Annotated in this window: 14 protein-coding genes and 1 tRNA gene; 3 read left to right on the forward strand and 12 right to left on the reverse strand. The window is 68.7% G+C overall.

From position 1 onward, the window contains the following. Nucleotides 1-7: 7 nt before the first annotated feature. Nucleotides 8-886 (reverse strand): AraC family transcriptional regulator, encoded by an 879-nt coding sequence (locus ACFXJL_RS17550; RefSeq protein WP_358878896.1) that lies wholly within the window; start codon nucleotides 884-886, stop codon nucleotides 8-10. Nucleotides 887-1,225: 339 nt separating this feature from the next. Between ACFXJL_RS17550 and ACFXJL_RS17555 the strand changes: the two genes are divergently transcribed. Next, a complete protein-coding gene (locus ACFXJL_RS17555) occupies nucleotides 1,226-5,926 on the forward strand; it encodes a DEAD/DEAH box helicase (protein WP_384693247.1) in 4,701 nt (1,566 codons plus the stop codon). A gap of 76 nt (nucleotides 5,927-6,002) precedes the next feature. Then, a complete protein-coding gene (locus ACFXJL_RS17560; RefSeq protein WP_358878894.1) occupies nucleotides 6,003-6,818 on the forward strand; it encodes a DNA-formamidopyrimidine glycosylase family protein in 816 nt (271 codons plus the stop codon). Between the two features lie 132 nt (nucleotides 6,819-6,950). Here ACFXJL_RS17560 and ACFXJL_RS17565 read toward each other — a convergent pair whose 3' ends face one another. The 10 genes from ACFXJL_RS17565 to ACFXJL_RS17610 form a co-directional block, all read right to left on the reverse strand. Then, the gene (locus tag ACFXJL_RS17565) at nucleotides 6,951-7,241 is read right to left on the reverse strand and encodes a hypothetical protein (RefSeq protein WP_329023916.1); all 291 of its coding nucleotides are present in this window, start codon (nucleotides 7,239-7,241) and stop codon (nucleotides 6,951-6,953) included. Nucleotides 7,242-7,693: 452 nt separating this feature from the next. Then, nucleotides 7,694-8,164: a Dps family protein gene (locus ACFXJL_RS17570; RefSeq protein WP_384693252.1), complete on the reverse strand. Its 471-nt coding sequence runs from the start codon at nucleotides 8,162-8,164 to the stop codon at nucleotides 7,694-7,696. A 314-nt stretch (nucleotides 8,165-8,478) separates the two neighbouring features. Then, nucleotides 8,479-8,862: a helix-turn-helix transcriptional regulator gene (locus ACFXJL_RS17575; RefSeq protein ID WP_329023912.1), complete on the reverse strand. Its 384-nt coding sequence runs from the start codon at nucleotides 8,860-8,862 to the stop codon at nucleotides 8,479-8,481. A 109-nt stretch (nucleotides 8,863-8,971) separates the two neighbouring features. After that, entirely contained in the window at nucleotides 8,972-9,481 is a 510-nt protein-coding gene (locus ACFXJL_RS17580; RefSeq protein WP_358878892.1) for a nicotinamide-nucleotide amidohydrolase family protein, read from the reverse strand. After that, nucleotides 9,478-10,143: a CDP-diacylglycerol--glycerol-3-phosphate 3-phosphatidyltransferase gene (gene pgsA / locus ACFXJL_RS17585; RefSeq protein WP_358878891.1), complete on the reverse strand. Its 666-nt coding sequence runs from the start codon at nucleotides 10,141-10,143 to the stop codon at nucleotides 9,478-9,480. The genes ACFXJL_RS17580 and pgsA overlap by 4 nt, the downstream gene beginning before the upstream one ends. Continuing rightward, nucleotides 10,140-11,699, reverse strand: coding sequence for a 30S ribosomal protein S12 methylthiotransferase RimO (gene rimO, locus ACFXJL_RS17590; protein WP_384693257.1), 1,560 nt, complete (start codon nucleotides 11,697-11,699; stop codon nucleotides 10,140-10,142). Before rimO ends, pgsA begins: the two co-directional genes overlap by 4 nt. Nucleotides 11,700-11,829: 130 nt before the next feature. Then, entirely contained in the window at nucleotides 11,830-12,657 is an 828-nt protein-coding gene (locus ACFXJL_RS17595) for a helix-turn-helix domain-containing protein (protein WP_329023904.1), read from the reverse strand. A gap of 204 nt (nucleotides 12,658-12,861) precedes the next feature. Beyond that, on the reverse strand, nucleotides 12,862-15,663 hold the full coding sequence (locus ACFXJL_RS17600) for a DNA translocase FtsK (protein WP_358878889.1): 2,802 nt from the start codon (nucleotides 15,661-15,663) through the stop codon (nucleotides 12,862-12,864). A gap of 153 nt (nucleotides 15,664-15,816) precedes the next feature. Beyond that, the gene (locus tag ACFXJL_RS17605) at nucleotides 15,817-16,497 is read right to left on the reverse strand and encodes a response regulator (protein ID WP_358878888.1); all 681 of its coding nucleotides are present in this window, start codon (nucleotides 16,495-16,497) and stop codon (nucleotides 15,817-15,819) included. 284 nt (nucleotides 16,498-16,781) lie between these two features. Beyond that, nucleotides 16,782-22,274: a HAMP domain-containing protein gene (locus ACFXJL_RS17610; RefSeq protein WP_384693261.1), complete on the reverse strand. Its 5,493-nt coding sequence runs from the start codon at nucleotides 22,272-22,274 to the stop codon at nucleotides 16,782-16,784. A gap of 269 nt (nucleotides 22,275-22,543) precedes the next feature. Between ACFXJL_RS17610 and ACFXJL_RS17615 the strand changes: the two genes are divergently transcribed. After that, nucleotides 22,544-25,198: a SpoIIE family protein phosphatase gene (locus tag ACFXJL_RS17615; RefSeq protein ID WP_358878886.1), complete on the forward strand. Its 2,655-nt coding sequence runs from the start codon at nucleotides 22,544-22,546 to the stop codon at nucleotides 25,196-25,198. An 85-nt stretch (nucleotides 25,199-25,283) separates the two neighbouring features. On the opposite strand, the gene ACFXJL_RS17620 is transcribed toward ACFXJL_RS17615, so the two are convergent. Further along, a tRNA-Thr gene (locus tag ACFXJL_RS17620) sits at nucleotides 25,284-25,356 on the reverse strand. Nucleotides 25,357-25,664 lie beyond the last annotated feature (308 nt).

Below are 25,664 nucleotides of genomic sequence, written 5' to 3' on the forward strand. Positions count from 1 at the left end.
GCGGACGTTACGCGAGGCTCCCACCAGCGTCTTGTACGTTCTTGCGCACACCGGCGCGACCGAGCCGCTCATGCCGGTAGGCGCCCGGGGGCACGCCCACGATCCGGGTGAAGTGTCGGTTCAGATGGGGTTGATCGGTGAAGCCGACCTCGACGGCCGCCTCGGCGGGGGTTCTCCCCGCCTCCAGCAGACGGCGTGCGTTACGGACCCGGGCGTCGGTGAGCCAGGTGTGCGGCGGCATTCCGTACGCCGTCTTGAAGGCGCGGAACAGGGCGAAGGGGCTGGTGCCGACCTCTTGTGCGAGTCGGTCGAGGGTGGGTGGTTCCGCCATCCGCTCCTCCAGGAGCGACCTGGCCCGGGCCGCGGTGTGCGCACCGGAATCCCGGGCGCTTCGGGTCGGCAGTCGGCTCCCGTGCCGGCCGAGGAGACGGGCGACGACGATCCGCAGCAGGCTGTCGGCGGCCAGCGCATTGCCCACCTCGGCGGCCAGGTGCACGTTCCGGATCAGTTCGGCGGTCTGCGGGTCCTGGACATTGGACTCGGCGAAGCCCGGGGTGCCCCGCAGGGTGGTCACCTCGTGCGCGATGGTGGAGACGAGTTCCACGGAGGGGTAGAGGGTGGTGTAGGTCCAGCCCTCGGGTACACCTGCGCGCGCCGCGTGCGGCACCTCTGGGTTGATCATCACCACCATGCCCGGGCGGACCGGAATCACCCCGTCCGGCATGATCAGGTCTTCCACCCCACCGCTGACGGAGGCAACGGCGAACCCGTCATGGCTATGGCGGGGGAAGGTGTGCCGGACATAGCGGGCATGCAGCAGGTCAAGGCCCGGCAACTCCTCGTGTTGCCAGTGCCTCGCCCATTCTTGCGCTGCCCGATTCCCCATGTGTCCATTGTGCTGCGTAGGGCGGTGGACTGGGTCGTCCCTCTGTTGGTCGGGTTGCGTCCACGCAGGTCAGAGGGGTTTCACGCCGACTTCTCAGGAGGTGCGGCCCTGGCGTACCCCGGTGGGTACCGCAGAGGTACGCCAGGGACGGGCACCGGAGCCCGCGCGTCCGCCCGAGCCGCGAGCCCACACCCGGCAGGAGCCATGACTCACCCCCGTGGGATGACCGCGCACCCATGGTCGTCACGGCGCCGCCCGGAGGCCGGTCCGCGGCCTCTCGACACCGGGGGGTGATCACCGCGGTGCCGATTGTCAGTGGCGCGGTGCACGATGGGGACCATGGCCAGGACTGCACTCGACTCGTTCTCTCCCGCCACCCGGAGTTGGTTCGCGGGAGCGTTCAGCGCGCCCACCGCCGCCCAGGAAGGTGCCTGGCAGGCGATCGGCGAGGGCTCGGACGTCCTGGTCGTGGCCCCGACCGGCTCCGGGAAGACCCTGGCGGCCTTCCTGGCAGCCCTCGATCGACTGACGGCCACCCCACCGCCCGCCGACCCCAAGGCCCGCTGCCGGGTCCTCTACATCTCTCCCCTCAAGGCCCTCGCCGTCGATGTGGAGCGCAACCTCCGCAGCCCCCTGATCGGAATCCGTCAGGAGTCGGTGCGGCTGGGCCTGCCGGAGCCCGAAGTGCGGGTCGCCATCCGGTCCGGCGACACACCGCCGGCCGAGCGCCGATCGCTCGCCACCAGACCGCCGGACATCCTGATCACTACGCCCGAGTCGCTGTTCCTGATGCTCACCTCGTCCACGAGGGATGCCCTGGCCGGGGTGGAGACGGTGATCCTGGATGAGGTGCACGCCGTCGCGGGCACCAAGAGGGGCGCCCATCTCGCCCTGTCGTTGGAGCGGCTGGACGAACTGCTGCCGCGTCCCGCCCGGCGCATCGGCCTGTCCGCGACGGTACGGCCGGTGGAGGAGGTCGCCCGCTATCTCTCACCACAACGGCGGGTGGAGATCGTCCAGCCGCCGTCGGGCAAGGAGTTCGACCTGTCGGTGGTGGTCCCCGTCGAGGACCTGGGCGAGCTGGGCGGCTCACCAGCGGCGGCCGGGAGCTCCGGTGGAAGCGCCGACGGCGGGGACCGGCCGTCGATCTGGCCCCATGTCGAGGAGCGGATCGCCGACCTCGTCCAGGCCCACCGCTCCACCATCGTCTTCGCCAACTCCCGCCGGCTGGCCGAGCGGCTGTGCAACCGCCTCAACGAGATCGCCTACGAGCGGGCCACGGGCGAAGCCCTCCCCGAGGGCGCGCCACCGGCCGAGATCATGGCCCAGTCCGGGGCCGCCCACGGCGCTCCGCCCCTGCTCGCCCGAGCCCACCACGGCTCGGTGTCCAAGGAACAGCGCGCCCTGGTCGAAGAGGACCTCAAGGCGGGGCGGCTCCCCGCGGTGGTGGCGACCTCCAGTCTGGAGCTGGGCATCGACATGGGCGCGGTCGACCTCGTCATCCAGGTCGAGTCACCCCCGTCGGTCGCGTCCGGCCTCCAGCGCGTGGGGCGGGCCGGGCACCAGGTGGGCGCGGTCTCCACCGGCGTGGTGTTCCCCAAGTACCGCGGTGACCTGGTGCAGGCGGCCGTTGTCACCGAGCGGATGCGCAGCGGCTCCATCGAGGCACTGCGCGTCCCGTCCAACCCCCTGGACGTCCTGGCGCAGCAGCTGGTCGCCATGGTCGCGCTCGACGTCTGGCAGGTCGACGACCTCTTGGCGCTGGCCCGCCGAGCGGCCCCCTTCGCCTCCCTGCCGGAGTCCGCCTTCACGGCCGTCCTGGACATGCTGGCCGGGCGCTACCCATCGGACGCCTTCGCCGAGCTGCGACCGCGCGTGGTGTGGGACCGCGTCGCGGGCACGGTCACCGGCAGACCGGGGGCCCAGCGGCTCGCGGTGACCTCAGGCGGCACCATCCCGGACCGAGGTCTCTTCGGTGTCTTCCTCGTCGGATCCGACCCCAAGAAGGGTGGCGGCAGGGTCGGGGAGCTGGACGAGGAAATGGTGTACGAGTCACGGGTGGGGGATGTCTTCACGCTCGGCACCACCTCCTGGCGGATCGAGGACATCACCCGGGATCGCGTACTGGTCACACCCGCACCCGGGGTGCCCGGAAGACTGCCCTTCTGGAAGGGCGACCAACTGGGCCGCCCCCTGGAGCTGGGGCGCGCCGTCGGCGGCTTCCTGCGCGAAGTGGGTGCGCTCTCCGAGGAGGATGCCCGGCTGCGGCTGCTGGCCGCTGGACTCGACGCCTGGGCCGCGCAGAACGTCATCGCCTACCTGGACGAGCAGCGACGCGCCTGCGGTCACGTCCCCGATGACCGGACCATCCTGGTGGAGCGGTTCCGCGATGAACTGGGTGACTGGCGGGTGGTGATCCACTCGCCGTTCGGCGCCCAGGTCCACGCCCCGTGGGCACTGGCGCTCGGCGCCCGACTCACCGAGCGGTACGGCATGGACGCCCAGGTCATGCATGCCGACGACGGCATCGTACTGCGGCTGCCCGACGCGGATCTGATGAGCGATCTGATGGGTCTCGACCTGCTGGACCAGGACCAGGACCAGGGCCGGAACACAACCGACACCACGTACGACAGCGCACAGGCCCCGGTCGGCGCTGCCGATGCCGTCTTCGACCAGGGGGAGATCGACCGACTCGTCACCGAACAGGTCGGCGGATCGGCGTTGTTCGCATCCCGGTTCCGGGAGTGCGCCGCCCGGGCGCTGCTCCTGCCGCGACGAAGCCCGGGCAAGCGCACCCCCCTGTGGCAGCAGCGTCAGCGGGCCGCCCAATTGCTCCAGGTGGCGAGTGAGTTCGGCTCCTTCCCCATCGTCCTGGAAGCGGTCCGCGAATGCCTTCAGGACGTCTTCGACGTCCCCGGCCTCGTCGAGCTGATGGGCGACATCGAAGCGCGTCGGGTCCGCATGGTCGAGGTGACCACCACGGAACCCTCCCCGTTCGCCCGCTCCCTGCTGTTCGGCTATGTCGCCCAGTTCCTGTACGAGGGGGACTCGCCCCTCGCCGAACGACGCGCCGCGGCCCTCTCGTTGGACTCCCGCCTGCTGTCCGAACTGCTGGGACAGGCCGAGCTGAGGGAACTGCTCGACGCCGATGTCCTCATCGAACTCGAACGGGAGCTGCAGTGGCTCACCGACGACAGGAGGATCAAGGACGAGGAGGGCGTCGCCGATCTGCTGCGGATCCTCGGGCCCCTCACCGATGCCGAGTTGGCCCTGCGCGGGGGCGACCCCCAGTGGGCCCGCGACCTGGCCGGCGCGCGTCGGGCGATTCGGGTCAGGGTCGCGGGAGCGGACCACTGGGCGGCCATCGAGGATGCAGGCAGGCTGCGGGACGCACTGGGCACCGCACTGCCGGTGGGGGTTCCCGAGGCGTTCACCGAGCCCGTCAAGGACCCGTTGGGCGATCTGTTGGCCCGCTTCGCGCGGACCAACGGCCCCTTCACCTCGGTGCAGGCAGCGGCCCGCTTCGGGCTGGGCACGGCCGTCACCGATGGGGCGCTCCAGAGACTCGCAGCAGGCGGGCGCATCGTCCACGGCGAATTCCGCCCGCCGATGGGCGACCATCCCACGGCGGACTCCCCCGGCTCGGCCACCGGCATGGAATGGTGTGACGCCACGGTCCTGCGCCGCTTGCGACGCCGTTCGCTGGCCGCCCTGCGCCAGGAGCTGGAACCGGTTCCCCCCGCCTCACTGGCCGCGTTCCTCCCCCCGTGGCAGCACATCGGTGCCCGGGATCTTCGCGGCATCGACGGGCTGGCCCGGGCGATCGAGCAGATCCAGGGGGCGAGCGTGCCCGCCTCCGCACTGGAGAAACTGATCCTCCCCTCGCGGGTCCAGGGGTACGCGCCCACCCTGCTCGACGAACTGACCACGACCGGCGAAGTCCTGTGGGCGGGCGCCGGAGCGCTGCCCGGCAAGGACGGCTGGCTCTCGCTCTACCTCGCCGACACCGCCCCCCTGCTGCTGCCACCACCCCTCCCCCTGGAGCTCACCGCCCTCCATGAGTCGGTGCTGACCGCCCTCGCCCCCGGATACGGACTGTTCTTCCGGCAGATCGTCGATCAGGTGCGGGCGACCACCCACCCGGACGCCACCGATCCGCAACTGGCCGACGCCATTTGGGAGCTCACCTGGTCCGGGCGGCTCACCAACGACACCCTCGCCCCGCTGCGCTCACTGCTCGGTTCGGGCCGTACCGCCGGATCCACGGCCCATCGGGCGAGACGTCCCGTGCCCCGAGGCAGATACGGGGGGCTGGTGACGGCGTCCAGCCGCCCCGCGTCCCGCGGTGGACCTCCGACGGTGAGCGGTCGCTGGTCCGTCCTGCCCGTCATCGAGACCGATCGCACCCACCGCGCCCACGCCCTGGCACGCACCTTGTTGGACCGACACGGCGTGGTGACGCGCGGGGCCGTCGCCGCCGAGGGCGTACAGGGCGGATTCTCGGCCGTCTACCGGGTGCTGGCCGCCTTCGAGGACAACGGGCAGGCGCGCCGCGGCTATGTGGTGGAGGGGCTGGGCGCGGCCCAGTTCGCCATGGACGGTGCGGTGGACCGCCTCCGGGCCGTGTCCACCGCTCGCGAGCGCGCCGACACCAGTTCCGCACAGCAGGCCGTGGTGCTGGCCGCCGCCGATCCCGCCAACGCCTACGGAGCTGCGCTGGGCTGGCCCGAATCCCCGGAGGGCGCCGGCCACAAACCCGGACGCAAAGCGGGTTCCCTGGTGGTACTGGTCGGTGGGGAGCTGGCCCTGTACATGGAGCGTGGCGGCAAGACCCTGCTCTCCTGGGTGCACGATCCGGACGACCCGGCGCTCATCGCCGCCGCGGGCGCCCTGGCGGAGGCCGCACGCATGGGGACGCTGGGCACGGTCACCGTCGAGCGGGTGAACGGCTCGCCGGCGCTGACCTCGCCCCTGGCGTCGGTACTGGAGGCCGCAGGCTTCCACGCCACGCCCAGGGGGCTCCGGGTGCGCCCCTGACCCCTTGTTCCCCGGCTGCCAACAGCTTGGGGAGCTCGCTGCCCGTGTGTCTCGGGAATCGCGCATCATGGGTTCCATGCCCGAAGGCGACACCGTGTGGCGTACCGCGAAGCTGCTGCACTCGGCTCTCGCGGGGCAGGTGCTTACCCGCTTCGACCTGCGGGTCCCGCGCTTCGCCACCGCGGATCTCACCGGTAGGTCCGTTCTGGAGGCCCTCGCGCGGGGCAAACACCTCCTCACCCGGATCGAAGGCGGGCTGACCCTCCACTCCCATCTCAGGATGGACGGGGCCTGGCGGATCTTCCGCGCGGGCGAGCGCTGGCACGGCGGCCCCTCGTACGAGATCCGAGCCGTCCTGGGGAATCCCTCGCACACCGCGGTGGGCTATCGGCTTCCCGTACTGGAGCTGATCCGCACCACCGACGAGGAGCAGGCGATCGGCCGGCTGGGGCCCGATCTTCTGGGGCCCGATTGGGATCCGGACATCGCGGTGACCAATCTGCTCACCGAGCCGTCCCGCCCGCTCGGTGAGGCGCTCCTCGACCAACGCAATCTCGCGGGCATCGGCAATGTCTACAAGTCGGAACTCGCGTTCCTCGCCGGTGTCACTCCCTGGTCACCCGTGGCGGACCTGCCGGCCGGGGTGCCGGAACGGCTCGTGATCACCGCCCATCGGCTCCTCACCGCGAACCGGAACACATTCGACCGGCAGACGACTGCCCGAGTACCGGGTGGCGGTAGCACGGCGACCCGACTGTTCGTCTACGGCCGGAGGGGGATGCCGTGCCTACGATGCGGCGCGACGGTCCGCAGGGCCGCACAGGGCCAGGGATCGGGTGCCGAGCGGGTGACCTACTGGTGTCCGGGCTGCCAGAAGGGGCCCGTGCGCTGATGTGCTGCGCGGATCGCGCGATCGAAGCGCGCCCATGGGGATACGCCATGGAGATGCGCCACGGAGGGGCTGTATGGAGGGGCTGTATGGAGTACGACGCGCGCCGCATCACCCACGGGCTGCCTCGCGGCCTCAGCGAGCCGAACGACGTCGCTGCGACGCTCTGGTGACGGCTGTTCGCGCCGCGTTCGCCCTGCTCACCGAAGCTCTGGTGGCCGAGGCACGAGCCACCCAACCGGTCCCGGCACGGGCTGCCGTCACGTGAACCGGCAGCAGGCTGAGTCCCCAGCCACCCGCAGCAACAGCACCTTCGACGAACCCGGTGCGCTCGGGAATCAGCGCCAGCCGCAACACCGCCCACCACCACACTCCGGCGACCAACAGCGCGGCCAGGAGGCCGAGGGCCACCCCACGTCGTGCCATGGCTGCCTCCCTCACGCCCACCGTAGACCGGCACGATCACCCACAGGGAGGGCGCACCGGATGCAAGCCCGGCGCACACCTCTGGAGGAGGGGGTGTCGCTCTGTCGTGACGCCTTCTCCACAACCCGTGTGGGCGCTTGAATCAGGGGGTCCGCCGCCCATCAACTGCTGTGGGGGGCAGGCTGTTGGCTCTGTCAACGTCCTGAACGGGCCGGCTGCCTGGGTGGGTGGTGGCCGCCCCTGGTCCGACGGGCGCTCGACGAACACCGGACCACGGGGGTCAGGCGCGGCCCACGGTCGGACCGTTGCCCGTCCCACGGACCAACACCGGCTTCCGGGTCCCACACTGCAGGACCCGCGCCGGTCAAGCCGTGAACCCGCGCCGGTCGAGTCGTGGGCCGGCGGTCCGCAGGGCAGCTCCGCCGGCCGATCACATCGCTCTGGCCCTGCGCTCAGGCGGTCTCCGCCTGGAACATCCAGGCATGCTTCTCCAGGTCCGCGGTGAGGCCGATCAGGATGTCCTGGCTCACCGGGTCGGGGTCACCGGTCACATCGATGCGTTCCCGCATGCGCACGATGACGGCGCCCAGTGCATCGACGAGGACCCGTACGGCGTCGCCGTCCTTGATCCAACCTTCGGGGACGGTTTCGATGGCGCTCTGAGATGCCACGGTGGCCGCACGGCCGTCCGGGGTCACACCGATCGCCGAGCAGCGTTCCGCCACGGTGTCGGAGTGCAGCCGGGCCGTGTCCACGACCTCGTCGAGTTGGAGGTGGACGGAGCGGAACCGCGGGCCCACCACGTTCCAGTGCACCTGCTTGGCCACCAGGCCGAGGTCCACCAGATCCACGAGCGCACCCCGAAGGGCGTCGCCGACCGCCTTGAGGTCAGTCTCGGACAGGGGGCTCTTCACGACAGACATGCATGTCCTCCACTCGGTTGTCGGTCATTCCCACCATGACATAGGCCCCCGAACCAGACATTCGGAGGGGGTCTCCTGGGAGACCACATGCACCCAGACACGGTCATTCGCGCGCCTACCCCACGAATCGACAACCAAAAGCCCCGGACCACCACCCTTGGGGCGGCGACCGGGGCTTGTCCCGCATCACACCAGTGGACCGTGCATCAGCCAGTCGTCGGCTTCTGCCACCGTCCCTCGCACGGACCCGTAGCCGAGAGCGAACGGACCCGGCCGGACCTGATCCGACCTGGTCCCACCGATCTCGCTACCGATCAGGCAGCGACGACATCGACAGCTTCCGCCGGAGCCTTGATGGTCACCCGCTCGGTCGGCACACCTGCCACCGACGTCACGGAGACCGAGTTCAACATCGAGCGCACTGGTGCAGGCACCGGCTCAGTGGCTGCTGCCGACTGAGCCAATTCGGCGAGCGACAGTTCGTCGCTCACTTCGCGCATGAGCTCGGACATCCGTACATCAAGCGCGTCGCAAATCGCGGAGAGCAGCTCGGAGGAAGCCTCCTTCTGCCCCCGCTCCACCTCGGAGAGATAGCCGAGTGAGACTCGGGCGGACGAGGAGACTTCGCGCAGAGTACGGCCCTGGCGCTGGCGCTGCCGACGCAGCACGTCACCCAGCAGGCGACGGAGCAGAATCATCGGTGGCTCCCTCCTCGGACCGCGTAGCCGCATCCTTCACGCCCCACCGTACCGCCTTGCGCTGCGGCCGTGCGGGGAGCGATGTCGTGTTCACTCAGGGCTGCAAACATCAATTCCCCCCGTTCTGTTCCGTATCCTGTGCCCGCGCATTCCCGCGGAGTTCATCGGCGAGGAGTCCGAGCACGCTCCGTACACTCTCTCTACGGATTTCCGCCCGGCTCCCGTTCAACCTCAGTGTGGCCACATTCCCTGTTCCGGTCGGGCCTGCGACGGCCACGTAGACCGTCCCCACCGGCTTGCCGTCCTGCGGTTCGGGTCCGGCCACCCCGGTGGTGGCGATGCCCCACGAGGCCCCCAGCAGAGTGCGCACTCCGCTGGCCATCTGCCGTGCGACCTGCGGATCCACCGCACCGCGCTCCGCCAGGAGGGCCGCGTCGACATCGAGCACGGTGTGCTTCAGGGCGGTCGCATAGGCGGTCACCGAGCCGCGAAAGGCCGCCGACGCCCCAGGAACGGCCGTCAGTTCCGCCGCGACCAATCCGCCCGTGAGGGACTCCGCCACGGCGACCGTCTGACCACGCTCAGCAAGCACGGCCAAGATCTCGGCAGCCGCCTTCATCGTCCTCCGCCGACCGCACCGCGGGCCTTCGCCAGCCCTCTGCGGCGCATCACGATCGCCTGTCGCACGTAATCAAGTCCGGTGATCACCGTCAGCAGCACGGCGACCGCCATCACCCAGAAGCGCAGCGTGGCCAACGGGCCCGTCAGCGCGAGGACGTACATGCCGACCGCAGTGCCTTGGGCGAGCGTCTTCAGTTTGCCGCCGCGGCTGGCCGGAATGACGCCATGACGGATCACCCAGAACCGCATCAAGGTGATGCCCAGCTCACGGAAGAGAACAACCCCGGTCACCCACCACGGCAGGTCGCCGAGCGCCGAAAGACAGATAAGCCCGGAGGCCATGATCGCCTTGTCGGCGATCGGGTCGGCGATCTTCCCGAAGTCGGTGACGAGGTTGTAGGTCCGGGCGAGATGTCCGTCGAAGATGTCGGTGATCATGGCCACCGCGAACGCGGCCCACGCCCAGGCACGCCAGACCGGGTCGTATCCCCCGTCCTGGAGCATCAGAAAGACAAAGCCCGGCACCAGGACCAACCGCACCATGGTGAGGATGTTGGCGATGTTCCACAGACTGGCCTGATTGACCGCCGCGGCACCCAGCTTGCCGCCGGGTACGGGCTTACCGGTGCCGCCCCCCGTGGAAGCCGGCACTCCGGTCATCTGTCCGCCCCCTCGACGGGAATCGGGCGGTCCCCGCCCTCCGCCGACCGAGCAACCGCCCCGACTGGGACGAGGTCGCCGTCGAAGTCCTCGCCGGGCAGACCGCAGTATTCGGCCACCAGATCGACGCCTTCCGTTGCGACGACCTTCGCCCTGACCATACGGCCGGGCACCAAGCCCTCACTCGCGGTGAAGACGACCTGCCCGTCGGTCTCGGGTGCCTGGTGCGCCGCGCGGCCCACCGCTCGCTCGTCGCCGTCCGCACCGCCGATGGATTCGACCAGCACCTCCAGGCTCTCCCCGAGACGCTCCTCCGCACGCTGCGCGGTCAGCTCCTCGGCGAGCCGGGACAGATGTGCCAGCCGTTCGGCGATCACGTCGTCGTCGAGTTTGTTCTCGTAGGAGGCCGCCTCGGTGCCGTCCTCGTCCGAGTAGCCGAAGACGCCGATGGCATCCAGCCGCGCGTCCGTCAAGAAGCGCTCCAACTCGGCGAAGTCCGACTCGCTCTCCCCGGGGAAGCCCACGATGAAGTTGGACCGGACACCGGCCTGCGGCGCCTTGCCCCGGATCGTCTCCAGCAGCTCCCAGAAGCGCTCGGTGTCACCGAACCGCCGCATCGAGCGGAGCACGCTGGGAGCGGAGTGCTGGAAGGAGAGGTCGAAATAAGGGGCGATCTTCGGCGTCGAGGTGAGCACGTCGATCAGCCCGGGCCGCATCTCGGCGGGCTGGAGGTAGCTGACCCGCACCCGCTCGATGCCGTCCACGGCCGCCAGCTCGGGCAGCAGCGTCTCCAGCAACCGGATGTCGCCCAGGTCCTTGCCGTACGAGGTGTTGTTCTCGGAGACCAGCATGACCTCCTTCACCCCCTGCTCCGCCAGCCAGCGGGTCTCACCGAGGACATCGCTGGGGCGCCGGGAGATGAAGGAGCCCCGGAACGAGGGGATGGCGCAGAAGGAGCAGCGACGGTCGCAGCCGGAGGCCAGCTTCACGGACGCGACCGGGCTGGTGCCCAGCCTGCGGCGCAGTGGCGCACGTGGGCCGGAGACCGGTGCCACGCCCTCGGGGAGGTCGGTGGGTGCCCCGTGGCCGGGGAGCGCCACTTCCGCGGCCGTGGACGCCTGCTGCCGCTCGGCAGGGCTGAGCGGCAGGAGTTTGCGTCGGTCGCGCGGAGTGTGGGAGGCGTGGATTCCACCGTTGAGAATGGTCTGGAGCCGGTCGGAGATGTCGGCGTAGTCGTCGAACCCGAGCACGCCGTCGGCTTCGGGCAGCGCTTCGGCGAGTTCCTTGCCGTACCGCTCGGCCATGCAACCGACGGCGACCACGGCCTGGGTTCTGCCGTGGTCCTTCAGGTCGTTCGCTTCGAGGAGCGCGTCGACGGAGTCCTTCTTCGCGGCCTCGACGAACCCGCAGGTGTTGACGACGGCGACGTCCGCGTCGGAGGCTTCCTGGACGAGCTCCCAGCCATCCGCTGCCAAGCGGCCTGCGAGCTCCTCCGAGTCCACCTCGTTACGGGCGCAGCCAAGAGTGACAAGGGCGACGGTACGGCGTTCGGGCATGGGCTCAAGACTACTTTGTCCTGACCCACGCCCCTGCCGCCAGGCCCGTCGGCGGGTGTCCCGATGGCCGCTCCGGCGCTTCTGGCCCCTGGGGCACCGGCTGTCCGCGCCGCGTCTGAGGTGCGCTTACTCAGCCGGCCTCGGGGTCGCCCTTGGTGTAGGAGAGTCGCTCGACCTGTCCCGGCTTGAACTCGTCCTCGACCTTCTTGCCGTTCACGAACAGCTCGATCGCGCCGGCATTGCCCAGGATGAGATCGATTCGATCATCGTCCTGGAAGGTCCGGGAATCGCCCTTGTTCAGCGTGCCGTCGAACAGCAGCTTGCCGTTGTGGGACTTGACGGAGATCCAGCTCTTGTCTTCGAGTACGGACAGGGTGACGGTCACCTTGTCCTTCGGTACGGCGGCGATGGCGCCGTCCGACGGGTCGGGCTTGGGGTCGGCGGGCTTGGTGTTCGTGGCCTTGGTGGGCTGCGGCTTCTCCTCCGCTGCCGGCCCCTCGGCGACCTGCTGCTTCTTGCCTCCGTCGTCCTCGCCGTTGAAGAAGGTGAACCCGACGAAGCCCACCACGGCGACGATCGCCGCCACCATGGCGGCGGTCCAGTTGGGACGGCGCGGTTCGGGCCGGATGCGCTCCGCCTCGAACAGGGGCGCGGCAGGAGTCGGGGCGGGCCTGCCGCCGTGCTCGGAGTCGTACTGTGCGACGAGCGGGTCGGGGTCGAGCCCGACCGCCTGCGCGATCATGCGGATGTGACCGCGGGCGTAGACATCGCCGCCGCTGCGGGCGAAGTCGTCCTGCTCGATCGCATGCACGATCGGGATGCGCACCCGGGTGGTGGCACTGACCTCGTCTACGGTCAGACCTGACGTGATGCGGGCCTGCTGGAGGACACGGCCGATCGAAGGCCGCTCTTCCTCTGGGGAAGGCCGGTCGTCTTCGGGGGAGTTGCCGATGGACACGGAGGTGCCTTTCGAGCGTGTAACCACCTGCTGGAGGTTCAGTGTATGGGTGGTACGAAAGGGTGGGGCAACCGGGCGGACGGACTTTGTACGCCATCGGAATGGCTGGTGACGTCCGCGACGGTGAGGGCTGTCGTGACGGTTACACCGCCTCTCCCTCAACTTGACGTTCGACCGGGGGAAACGGTTGCCCATCAAAATCCCTCAACTCTGAGACTCCCCCCGGATGACGGCCAGCACGCCATCGATTTCATCGGACTTCACCAGGACGTCCCGGGCCTTGGAACCCTCGCTGGGGCCCACGATGTTGCGGGACTCCATCAGGTCCATCAGGCGTCCGGCCTTGGCGAAGCCGACCCGCAGCTTGCGCTGGAGCATCGAGGTGGATCCGAACTGGGTCGACACCACTAGTTCGACCGCCTGGCAGAGCAGGTCGAGATCGTCGCCGATGTCCTCGTCGATCTCCTTCTTCTGCTTGGAGCCCACCACGACGTCGTCGCGGAAGACGGGGGCCATCTGATCCTTGCAGTGCTGGACGACAACGGCGACCTCGTCCTCGGTGACGAAAGCGCCCTGCATACGGGTGGGCTTGTTCGCTCCCATCGGCAGGAACAGCCCGTCGCCCTTGCCGATCAGCTTCTCCGCGCCCGGCTGGTCCAGGATGACCCGGCTGTCGGCCAGCGACGAGGTGGCGAAGGCCAACCGGGAGGGCACGTTCGCCTTGATCAGCCCGGTGACGACGTCGACGGACGGCCGCTGGGTCGCCAGTACCAGATGGATGCCCGCAGCGCGCGCCAACTGGGTGATGCGGACGATGGCGTCCTCCACGTCACGGGGGGCCACCATCATCAGGTCGGCGAGCTCGTCGACGATCACCAGCAGATACGGATAGGGCTGGAGCTCGCGTTCGCTGCCCTCGGGCAGCTTCACCTTTCCCTTGCGAATCGCCTGATTGAAATCGTCGATGTGTCGATAACCGAAGGCTGCGAGATCGTCATAGCGCAGGTCCATCTCGCGGACCACCCACTGGAGCGCTTCCGCGGCCCGCTTGGGGTTGGTGATGATCGGAGTGATCAGATGGGGAATGCCCTCGTACGCGGTGAGTTCGACCCGCTTGGGGTCGACGAGCACCATGCGTACATCCTCCGGGGTCGCCCTTATCATCACGGACGTGATGAGGCAGTTGATGCAGGACGACTTGCCTGAGCCGGTGGCCCCCGCGACGAGGATGTGCGGCATCTTGGCGAGGTTGGCCATCACATAGCCGCCCTCGACGTCCTTGCCGAGCGCCACCAGCATCGGGTGGTCGTCCTCCGCGGCGTCCGCGAGCCGCAGCACGTCCCCGAGGTTGACCATCTCCCGGTCGGTGTTGGGGATCTCGATGCCGACGGCGGACTTGCCGGGGATCGGCGAGATGATCCGTACGTCGGGGCTGGCAACGGCGTACGCGATGTTCTTCGTCAGCGCGGTGATCCGCTCGACCTTGACGGCCGGGCCCAGCTCGACCTCGTACCGGGTCACCGTCGGACCGCGGGTGAACCCCGTGACGGCGGCATCGACCTTGAACTCCATGAAGACGTTGGTGAGCGAGGCCACGACGGCGTCGTTGGCCGCGCTGCGCGTCTTCCCGGGCCCGCCCCGCTCCAGCAGGTCGAGGGAGGGCAGCGAATAGGTGATGTCCCCCGCGAGCTGAAGCTGCTCGGCACGCGCCGGCAGGGCCTGCGAGCGCTCAGGCGCCGGCTTGGTCAGGTCCGGTACGCCCGAACCGGTCGCGGAGGCGGGTTCCTCGGCCCGCTCGGCGCCACGGGCGGGCGGTACGGGTGAGGCGGCCTGGCGACGGTCCGCGGTCACGTCCCGGGTGAGGCCGGCGACCAGCGGTGACGGCGGCAGGCCGTTGTAGACGGCGCCGTCGAGCGCGGCGGCAGCCGCAGCGGCGACATCGACGGCGTCCATCGGCCGGTCCCCGGTGGGCGGTGCCGACTGCCTGCGGGGCCGCCGGCGCTGCGAGAGCGCGTCCTCCTCGGCGGACTCGGGTGCGTACTCGGGTGCGTACTCATCGGAGGACCCACGGCGTGCTCCGGCGCGCCGGGTGCGACCAGGTACCGACTCGCGCCACTGTTCCTCGTACCGCCGCTCGTCGTCGCTCAGCTCGTCGTCGTCCACCAGGCCCGGATCGGGCTGGACGAGTCCCAATCTGGTGCCGAGGAGACGAAGCCGCTGCGGAATGGCGTTCACCGGCGTCGCGGTGACCACGAGCAGGCCGAAGACGGTCAGCAGGAGCAACAGGGGTACGGCCAGCACTTCGCCCATCATGAAGATGAGCGGCTTCGACGCTCCCCAACCGATCAGTCCGCCCGCGTCCTGCATGGCCTCGGTGCCCTCGCCCCGGTCCGGGGAGCCGCAGGCGATGTGCACCTGCCCCAGGATCCCGACCGCCAGGGCGGACAGACCGATCACGATGCGACCGTTCGCCTCGGGCCGCTCCGGATAGAGGATCAGCCGGATTCCCACGGCACCGAGCAGTATCGGCACCAACAGATCGAGCCTGCCGAAGGCACCGGTCACCAACATCTCGACCAGATCGCCCACCGGGCCGCGCAGATGCGACCAGGTGCCCGCGGCGACGATCAGCGCGAGGCCGAGCAGCAGCAGGGCGAGACCGTCCTTGCGGTGCGCGGGATCGAGGCCCTTCGCGCCGCGTCCTATTCCGCGGAAGACCGCACCCACCGCACGCCCGAGCCCGAGCACGAGGGCACGCAGGAGGCGCAGTACGCCCCCGGTGGGAGACGGTGCAGGCTTGGGCGCCGGCCTCTTGGCCGCCGTCTTCTTGGCGGGCACCCTCTTGGCCGGGGGCCTCTTGCCCGGAGCGGCCTTCTTCACCGGCGCCTTCTTGGCCGGGGCCGCCTTCTTCACGGGGCCGGCGGCACCGCTCGCACGGCCGGCGCGCGGCTTCCCGCCGGTGCCTGTAGTGCCGGGGGAACCCTTGCCGGACGTACGTGAGGCCATGGGGGTGAGGTTACCGGTGTGAGGGGCGGTGGACACGTGTGCGTACCGCTTCACCCGTTCGTGTCGCCCGGACCGCATGCGCTCATCACACAGCTGTGCCGTCGTTCGGGGCAGTGTCCGTCCTGCGGCTCAGCGGGAGGTTCGGGAGGTGAATCAGTTCTGCGAGGGGAGGGGCGACGGACCGCCCGTGCCCGGCTCCAGAGCGTCCAGAGCTCGGCGCAGTCCGGTCAGTTTGCGTTCGAGATGGGCGGCGGTGGCCACCGCGCCGGCGTCCGCGGATTCGTCGTCCAACTGTTTGGAGAGCGCTTCCGCTTGCTCCTCCACCGCCGCGAGCCGTGCGGACAGCTCCGCAAGCAGCCCCACGGACTCCTTGCTGACGCCAGCGCCGCTCTGCGCACCACCTTCGAGCTGTAGCCGCAGCAGCGCTGCCTGCTCCCGCAGTTTGCAGTTCTTCATGTACAGCTCGACGAAGACCGAGACCTTGGCCCGAAGCACCCAGGGGTCGAACGGCTTGGAGATGTAGTCGACCGCGCCCGCCGCATATCCCCGGAAGGTGTGGTGCGGGCCGTGGTTGATCGCCGTGAGAAAGATGATCGGAATGTCTCTGGTCCGCTCCCGCCGCTTGATGTGCGCGGCGGTCTCGAAGCCGTCCATGCTGGGCATCTGAACATCCAGCAGGATGACCGCGAAGTCGTCCGTCAGTAGCGCTTTGAGCGCTTCCTCCCCTGACGATGCCCGCACCAGCGTCTGATCGAGCGCGGAGAGAATGGCCTCCAGCGCCAGCAGATTCTCCGGCCGGTCATCGACCAGGAGGATCTTGGCCTTCTGCACCATGCCCCGTCCTCCTCGCCCCGGCTTGGGGTCTCATCGGCTCCGTGAACCGCAAGACGCACCGGGCGCCACCCCAGGGGACGACTCCCTTGCGCCGCCCGTCCTTGTGCCGGTCATGGTAGCCGCACCCTGCCCGTCGCCACACCCTGTCACCGGGATGTCACTGTGCACAGACCGGAAACGCACCGGGAGACCAGAAGGTTCCCCGAACACCACCGTCTCACACACCTTCGGCCAGAGTCGGTCAGGATCGATCAGCAATTACCCAAGTTCTCCGCCTGCTTGATTCACTCCCCGTGCATCCACTGCTCCATCACCGAGAGCAAGTGGTCAGGGTCGACCGGCTTCGTCACATAATCCGACGCACCCGATTCAATCGCCTTCTCACGATCGCCCTTCATCGCCTTGGCGGTGAGCGCGATGATCGGCAGGCCGGCGAACTGGGGCATCCGACGGATCGCCGTGGTCGTCGCGTACCCGTCCATCTCCGGCATCATGATGTCCATCAGAACGACCGTCACATCATCGTGCTGCTCCAGGACTTCGATGCCTTCGCGACCGTTCTCCGCGTAGAGCACTGACAGACCGTGCTGCTCCAGCACGCTGGTGAGCGCGAAGACGTTCCGGATGTCGTCGTCGACGATCAGCACCTTCTCGTTGTCGAAGTGGAAGGTCGGCCGCGTCTCCGGCAGTCCCTGCGACTCCATGCCGAACTGGGCGTCCTCCATGTGGTCCGGCCCCGCTGTCGTGGTCTCCGACGCGCGAGCCGGCAGTGCCGCCCGGGCGTCCGAACCGTTCAGCGCCTTGCGACGACGACGGAAGAGCGCGGCAGGCCCGGCGTTGTGCCCGTCGCCCTGTCCCATCCGCCCGTCCTGGATCTGCGTCACGACGTGGGACGAATCGCCGACCGACCCGTCACCCGACTCGTCCTGGCCATAGCCCTGCGGCGGCAACTCGGTCGGGTGCAGCGGCAGATAGAGCGTGAACGTCGAACCCCGGCCCGGCTCGCTCGCGGCATGGATCTCGCCACCCAGCAGCCGGGCGATCTCCCGACTGATGGACAGCCCCAACCCGGTGCCCCCGTACTTTCGGCTCGTCGTCCCGTCCGCCTGCTTGAACGCCTCGAAGATCACCCGCATCTTGCCCGCGGCGATCCCGATCCCGGTGTCCGTGACCGAGAAGGCGATCAGATCCGCGTCCGCCTCGCGTAGCGACCCCGCCTCCAACAACTGCTCACGGATCGACTGGGGCACATCCGCGGCGGCCGGCCGGATCACCAACTCGACGGCACCGGAATCGGTGAACTTCACCGCGTTCGACAGCAGATTGCGCAACACCTGCAACAGCCGCTGCTCATCGGTGTGCAAGGTGGCCGGCAGCTCCGGCGACACCCGTACGGAGAAGTCGAGCCCCTTCTCCGCGGTCAGCGGACGGAAGGTGGCCTCCACGTAGTCCACCAGCTGGACCAGCGCGATACGGGTGGGGCTGACGTCCATCTTCCCCGCCTCGACCTTCGACAGGTCGAGGATGTCGTTGATCAGCTGAAGCAGATCCGATCCGGCGCCGTGGATGGTCTCCGCGAACTCCACCTGCTTGGGCGAGAGATTGCCCTCGGCGTTGTCCGCGAGCAACTTGGCCAGGATCAGCAGCGAGTTGAGCGGGGTGCGCAGTTCGTGCGACATGTTCGCCAGGAACTCGCTCTTGTACCGCATCGACACCGCGAGCTGCTCGGCCCGCTCCTCCAGCACCTGCCGGGCCTCTTCAATCTCGGTGTTCTTGACCTCGATGTCCCGGTTCTGCTGCGCCAGCAGTTCCGCCTTCTCCTCCAGTTCGGCGTTCGACTCCTGGAGCGCTTTCTGTCGGTTCTCCAACTCGGCCGAGCGCTCCCGCAGCTGCTCGGTGAGCTCCTGGGACTGCTTCAGCAGCACCTCGGTCTTGGTGTTGACGCTGATGGTGTTGACGCTCGTGGCGATCATCTCGGCGATCTGGTTGAGGAAGTCGCGCTGGATGTGGGTGAACGGCTGGAACGACGCCAACTCGATCACTCCGAGCACCTTCCCCTCGAAGAGCACCGGCAGCACGATCACATGCGCGGGCGATGCCTCCCCCAGTCCGGAGGAGATCTTCAGATACCCCGGCGGCACATTGACCTGGATGGTCCGCTTCTCCTCCGCGGCCGTACCGATCAGCGTCTCGCCCGGCCTGAAGGACGTGGGCATGAGCCCCGCCGAGTAGCCGTAGCTCCCGCGCATGCACAGTTCGTACGACGTCTCGGAGCCGCCCGAACCGCTCCCGGGCACGTCCGTCCCATTGCCGCCGGTCGTCATCGCGAGGAAGAACGCCCCGTGCTGCGCGGAGACCACCGGAGTCAGTTCGCTCATGATCAGCGAGGCGACGTCGTCGAGGTCGCGCCGACCCTGCATCAGACCGGAGATGCGGGCCAGGTTGCCCTTCAACCAGTCCTGCTCCTCATTGGCGAGGGTGGTGTCGCGCAGGTTCACGATCATGGTGTTGATGTTGTCCTGGAGCACCTGGATCTCGCCCGCGGCATCCACACCGTCGATCTTCAGATTGAGGTCGCCACGGGTGACCGCGGTGGCCACGGCGGCGATCGCGCGCACCTGCCGGGTCAGGTTCCCGGCCATCTCGTTCACCGACTCGGTCAGGTCCCGCCAGGTGCCGTCCACGTCCCGGACGCGGGCCTGGCCGCCCAACTGACCGTCGGTGCCGACCTCACGGGCGACACGGGTCACCTCACCGGCGAACGACGACAACTGATCGACCATCGTGTTGATGGTGGTCTTCAACTCCAGGATCTCGCCCCGCGCATCGATGTCGATCTTGCGGGTCAGATCGCCCTTGGCGATGGCGGTTGTGACCGTGGCGATCTGACGCACCTGGCCCGTCAGATTGGACGCCATCGAGTTCACGGACTCGGTCAGGTCCTTCCAGGTACCCGACACCCCGGGCACATGGGCCTGACCACCGAGGCGACCATCGGTGCCCACCTCGCGGGCCACGCGGGTCACCTCGTCCGCGAACGACGACAGCGTCGTCACCATGGTGTTGACCGTGTCGGCCAGCTCCGCGACCTCGCCCCGGGCCTCGACCGTCACCTTCTTCGTCAGATCGCCGTTGGCGACGGCCGCCGAGACCCGTGCGATGTTCCGCACCTGGTTGGTCAGGTTGCTGGCCATCAGATTGACGTTGTCGCTGAGGTCCTTCCAGATGCCGGTCACACCGCGCACCCGGGCCTGACCGCCCAGGACACCTTCCGTACCGACCTCACGCGCGACCCTGGTCACCTCGTCGGCGAGGTCCAGCAGCTGATCGACCATGGTGTTGACCGTCGTGACCAGTTCGAGGATCTCGCCCTTGGCGTCCACGGTGATCTTCTTGGACAGGTCGCCCTTGGCGACCGCCGTGGTCACCTCGGCGATGTTGCGCACCTGGGAGGTGAGGTTGTTCGCCATGAAGTTGACGGACTGGGTGAGGTCCTTCCAGGTGCCGGAGACGCCCTGTACCTCGGCCTGACCCCCGAGGATGCCCTCGGTGCCGACCTCGCGGGCCACCCGGGTGACCTGCTCGGCGAAGTTCGAGAGCTGGTCCACCATGGTGTTCAGCGTGTTCTTGAGCTCCAGGATCTCGCCCCGGGCGTCGACATCGATCTTCTGCGAGAGATCACCCCGCGCCACAGCGGTCGCGACCTGGGCGATGTTGCGGACCTGAGAGGTCAGGTTGCCCGCCATGCCGTTCACCGAGTCCGTCAGATCACGCCACACGCCCGCCACACCGGGCACCTGTGCCTGGCCACCGAGCCGACCGTCCGTACCCACCTCGCGGGCGACCCGGGTCACCTGCTCGGCGAAGGCGGACAACTGGTCCACCATCGTGTTGATCGTGTTCTTGAGCTCCAGGATCTCGCCCCGGGCGTCGACATCGATCTTCTGCGAGAGATCACCCCGGGCCACCGCCGTGGTGACCTGCGCGATCTGACGCACCTGCGAGGTCAGGTTCCCGGCCATGAAGTTGACGGAGTCCGTCAGCTCCTTCCACGTGCCGCTCACCCCGTCCACCCGGGCCTGCCCGCCGAGCTGACCCTCGGTGCCCACATCCCGTGCCACCCGTGTGACCTGGTCGGCGAAGGAGGAGAGCTGCGCCACCATCGTGTTGACGGTGTTCTTCAACTCCAACATCTCACCGGCCACATCGACCGTGACCTTCTGCGACAGATCACCGTTGGCGACGGCGGTCGTCACCTGGGCGATGTCCCGCACCTGGCCGGTGAGGTTCCTGAAGGCCGTGTTCACCGAGTCGGTGAGGTCCTTCCAGGTGTTCGCCGCTCCCGGCACCTCGGCCTGACCGCCGAGCCGCCCTTCCACACCGACCTCACGGGCGACCCGCGTGACCTCCGAACCGAAGGACTGGAGCTGGTCCACCATCGTGTTGACGGTGTTCTTCAACTCCAACATCTCACCGGCCACATCCACGGTGACCTTCTGCGACAGATCACCGTTCGCCACCGCGGTGGTCACCTGGGCAATGTCCCGCACCTGCGTCGTCAGATTGCGGAACACGGTGTTCACCGAGTCCGTGAGGTCCTTCCAGGTCCCCGCGGCGCCCGGCACCTGCGCCTGACCACCGAGCAGTCCTTCCGCGCCCACCTCGCTGGCCACTCGGGTGACCTCGTCCGCGAAGGTGCGCAGGGTCTCCGTCATCTGGTTGATCGTCTCGGCGAGCTGGGCCACCTCTCCCCGCGCACTGACGGTGACCTTCTGTGACAGATCACCGTTGGCGACCGCGGTGGTGACCTCGGCGATACCGCGGACCTGGGAGGTCAGGTTGCCCGCCATCGTGTTGACGGAGTCGGTGAGGTCCTTCCAGACACCCGCGACACCGGGCACCTCGGCCTGTCCCCCGAGCTCGCCCTCGGTGCCCACTTCACGCGCGACCCGGGTGACCTCGGAGCCGAGGGACTGGAGCTGGTCGACCATCGTGTTGACGGTGTTCTTCAGCGCCAGCATCTCTCCGTCCACATGGACGGTGACCTTCTGTGACAGATCGCCCTTGGCGACCGCCGTGGTGACCAGGGCGATGTCCCGCACCTGAGCGGTGAGCCGGTGCGCCATCGTGTTGACCGAGTCCGTGAGGTCCTTCCACGAACCGGACATCCCCCGCACCTGGGCCTGACCGCCCAGTTTCCCCTCGGTTCCCACCTCAAGGGCCACCCGGGTGACCTCGTCGGTGAACGCCGACAACTGGTCCACCAGGCTGTTGACCGTACGGGAGACCTTGAGGAACTCCCCGCGCAGCGGTCGCTCGACGCCGTCCGCCCCCTGCGACCGCACCTCCATCCGCTGATCGAGGTCACCCTCGGCCACCGCGGACAGAACCCGCCCCACCTCGGACACCGGCCGCGCGAGATCGTCGACCAGGGCGTTGGAGGCGTCGATCGCGGCGGCCCAGGAGCCCTCGCACGCCCCCGTCTCCAGCCGCTCCGTCAGCTTTCCCTCACGTCCGACGACCCTGCGCACCCGCGCGAGCTCACCGGTGAGGTGGAGATTCCGGTCGGCGACCTCGTTGTAGACGGCCGCGATCTCGGCCATCACATCGTCGCCGGACACCGTCAGACGCCTACGGAGATTGCCGTCCCGCATGGACACCAGGGCGGCCAGCAGCCGGTTCAGGGCAGCCGTATCTACCTCGGTCGTCCCATTACTCCGGGATCGTCCGCCTTTCGCACGCGTGCTCGCACCACGCGATGCCGTGCCAGACTCCACCGTGTCCCTCCCGCAGGGGTTGGCCGTACTACCCGGGCTATATCCGGAATCCTGCCCAGTGTTTCACCCACGCCGAACAAGGCCATAACAGTTCGGCAGCTTCGCATAACGTCTCCGCCCTTGCAGGGCGGAAACAGCAGCGACCGGCATCCGCTCGGACAGCGAAGGTAAGTAACCTGGCATCCGGCTGTCCAACCGCCCCGGTCTGCCCGGCCGGGTCGATGTGGGCGTGCGAACTACCACCGGGCACCGGGAGGGGCAAGCCGATCATGGCTAAGCCGGGCGTCGAGACGCGTATGAGGAGTTCTGTGATCACCGCGCGGGCGGCTGCCAGCTTCGATCCTGTCGGGCGGTCCGTCGCGACCGCCCGCGCTTTCGTACGTGACACGCTCCAGGGTTGGGGGCACTCGGAAGTCGTCGACGACGCCGTGGTCCTCACCAGTGAACTGGTCACCAACGCCATCATCCACGCGGGAACCGCAGCCGACGTGCTGTGTCTACGCACGGAGGACAGCGTGCGGGTCGAAGTCGCCGACCGCTACCCCGAACGCGAGGTTCCCATCCAGAGCGCGACGCGCGCCCTCGGCAACCTCGACAGCGAGAACGGCCGTGGGCTACTGCTGTGCTCCGCGCTCGCCTCCCGCTGGGGCGTCGAGTACACGCCCACCCACAAGCAGGTGTGGTTCCAGCTCGACCTGCCCCAACGCCCGGTGGGCACCCGCTCCGCCGGTCCGGTGCTGCCGACCTCGCTCCTGCCCGTCGCCGACCAGCGGGTGCGCGTGGCGGTCCTCCAGATCGACGCGGCCAAGGTGATCTCGGCATGGAACGAGGACGCCGAGCGCATCTTCGGATACGCCGCTGAGCAGGTCATCGGCAAACCCCTCGGTGACATCGCCGCCTGGCCGCACACCCCGAGCATCGGTACCGGCCTGGCAGAAGCCCTGCTGCTGTCCCGTTGGGAGGGCAGCTACGGCATCCGTGACACCGAGGGCCGAGTGGTCCCCGTCTACGCCTCGCACCTGCGGGTACGGGACACCAACGGCGAGCCGTCCACCGTCTGCCTCCTCGTCAGGGACGACGAGCGCGCCGTCCTCCAGACGCCGCAGCGCGCTCCCGTCAGCGACTCCGGCACCGAGAACAACGCGACGGACCCGTTCGAGGTCTTCATCGGCTCCCCGGCACCCGACGACCTCGACGGCCTGCTCCAACGCACCGTGGAACGCGCCCGCGACATGCTCGACGGAGACGCGGCCTTCCTGTTGCTGGCAACCGACGACGAGACCGAGTTGGAGGTGCGCGCCACCACCGGACTCCCGTCGGCCCGTCAGCGTTTCGCCCGGGTGACCGTCGAGGCCGGTACGGGACGCTACGGCTCGGCCAGGATGCCCGCGGTCCACGAGGACCTCGTCGCCGTGCCCGGTGCGGTGCCCTTGCTCAACTCGACCGGGATGCGTTCCGTCGTCACCGTCCCCCTCAAGGTAGAGGGCAGACTCACCGGTTCCCTCGGGGTGGCCGCGGAGTCCGCGGGCCGCTACTCCAACGAGGAGGCACTGCGCCTCCAGTTCGCCGCGGACCGCATCGCACTGGCCGTCGAGTCCGCCCGGCTCGGCGAACTGGAGCGGTTGCGGCGCGGCTCGCTCTCGTTCCTCGTCGAGGCATCCGACCTGTTGGCTGGAACACTCGATCGTGACCAGACACTGGCCCTGATGGCGCAGATGACGGTCCCGACCCTGGCCACCTGGTGTGCCGTCTATACGATCGCCGACCAGGCGTCGGACCCGTACCTCAGCTACGTCCTCCACGAGGACGAGGAACGCATCGACGGCCTCAAGGCGCTTTTGTCCACCATCGCCCCGCCGGACCCCGTACCGACTCCGGGAGCCCGCATCTGGACCGCACCCGGCAAGGCGGCCCAGCAGGCCGCCCTACTGGCCTCCAGACACCAGCTGGGGCTGGGGACGGCTCCGCCCGTGTCGTCGGGCATCGGGACCACGCTCGCCACCGCCGCAGCCGTGGGCGGCGAGACGGTCGTGCTGCCGTTGGTCGCCCGCAACCGTGTGATCGGGATGCTGACGCTCGGCAAGCCGTCCGACGACCACTTCCGCCAGGAGATCCTCGAACTGGCCGAAGACCTGTCCCGTCGCGCGGCCCTGGCCCTGGACAACGCCCGGCTGTACTCAGAGCGGGTCGCCATCAGCCAGTCGCTCCAGCGCAGTCTGCTGCCTCCGGAGATGCCTGACATCCCCGGAGTGGAGGTCGAGGTCATCTACCGTGCCGCGGGCGAGGGCAACGAGGTCGGCGGCGACTTCTACGACGTCTTCCCCATCCGCGACGGTGCGTACGGATTCGCCATCGGCGATGTGTGCGGTACGGGTCCTGAGGCCGCAGCGGTCACGGGCCTGGCCCGGCACGCCCTGCGTCTCCTGGCCCGTGAGGGCTTCGGCGGCCCCGCGGTCCTGGAGCGCCTGAACGCCGCGATCCTCGACGAGGGCGCCCGAAGCCGTTTCCTCACACTCCTCTACGGCGAGTTGTGGCCCCAGGAGGACGGCAGCGCGCTCCTCAAGGTCGTGTGTGCCGGCCATCCCCTCCCTCTGCGACTGAGCCAGGACGGCACGGTGGAGCCGGCTGCGGACCCCCAGCCGCTGCTGGGCGTCATGGAGGACCTCGAACTGTACGAGCAGATGGTGACCCTCAATCCGGGCGATGTCCTCCTGTGCGTCACCGACGGAGTCACCGAACGCCGGGAAGGCACGCGCATGTTGGGCGACGAGGGCCTCATGGAAGTCCTCACGGCCTGTACGGGACTCACTGCGGGAGCGGTCGCGACACGCGTACTGCGTGCGGTCGAACGATTCGCGGCAGAGCCCGCCTCCGATGACATGGCCATCCTCGCCATGCGTGTCCCCGAGCTGCACGCTCGCTAGCCGGACACGGCCCAGACACTCGAAAGTCCTCGAAGGTCCTCGAACGCAAAGAAGGCCCCCGCCAACGGCGGGGGCCTTCTGCTTGAGCCCCAATACGGAATCGAACCGTAGACCTTCTCCTTACCATGGAGACGCTCTACCGACTGAGCTATTGGGGCCTGTTGCCCTGCGGCAACGGAATAGATCATACCCCGAAACCGGCACTGCGCAGAACCATCTACGCCGGAGAAACCCTCCCCCACGATGAACCCAGCACTGGGCAGGGGCTCCTGAGCCTGGTTCAGATTCCGTAGTCCCACCCAGGCAACCGGCCGGGTTCCCGACCGGACGGTTCTCCTTCGGAGAAGGGGTGTCTGGGCAATGTCTTGGGGAATGCGAAAAGGGCCCTGTACCTAGCCGGTACAGGGCCCTCATCACAATAATTGTTCGGCGGCGTCCTACTCTCCCACAGGGTCCCCCCTGCAGT

The sequence above is a fragment of the Streptomyces sp. NPDC059256 genome (assembly GCF_042753785.1).
GTDB lineage: Bacteria > Actinomycetota > Actinomycetes > Streptomycetales > Streptomycetaceae > Streptomyces.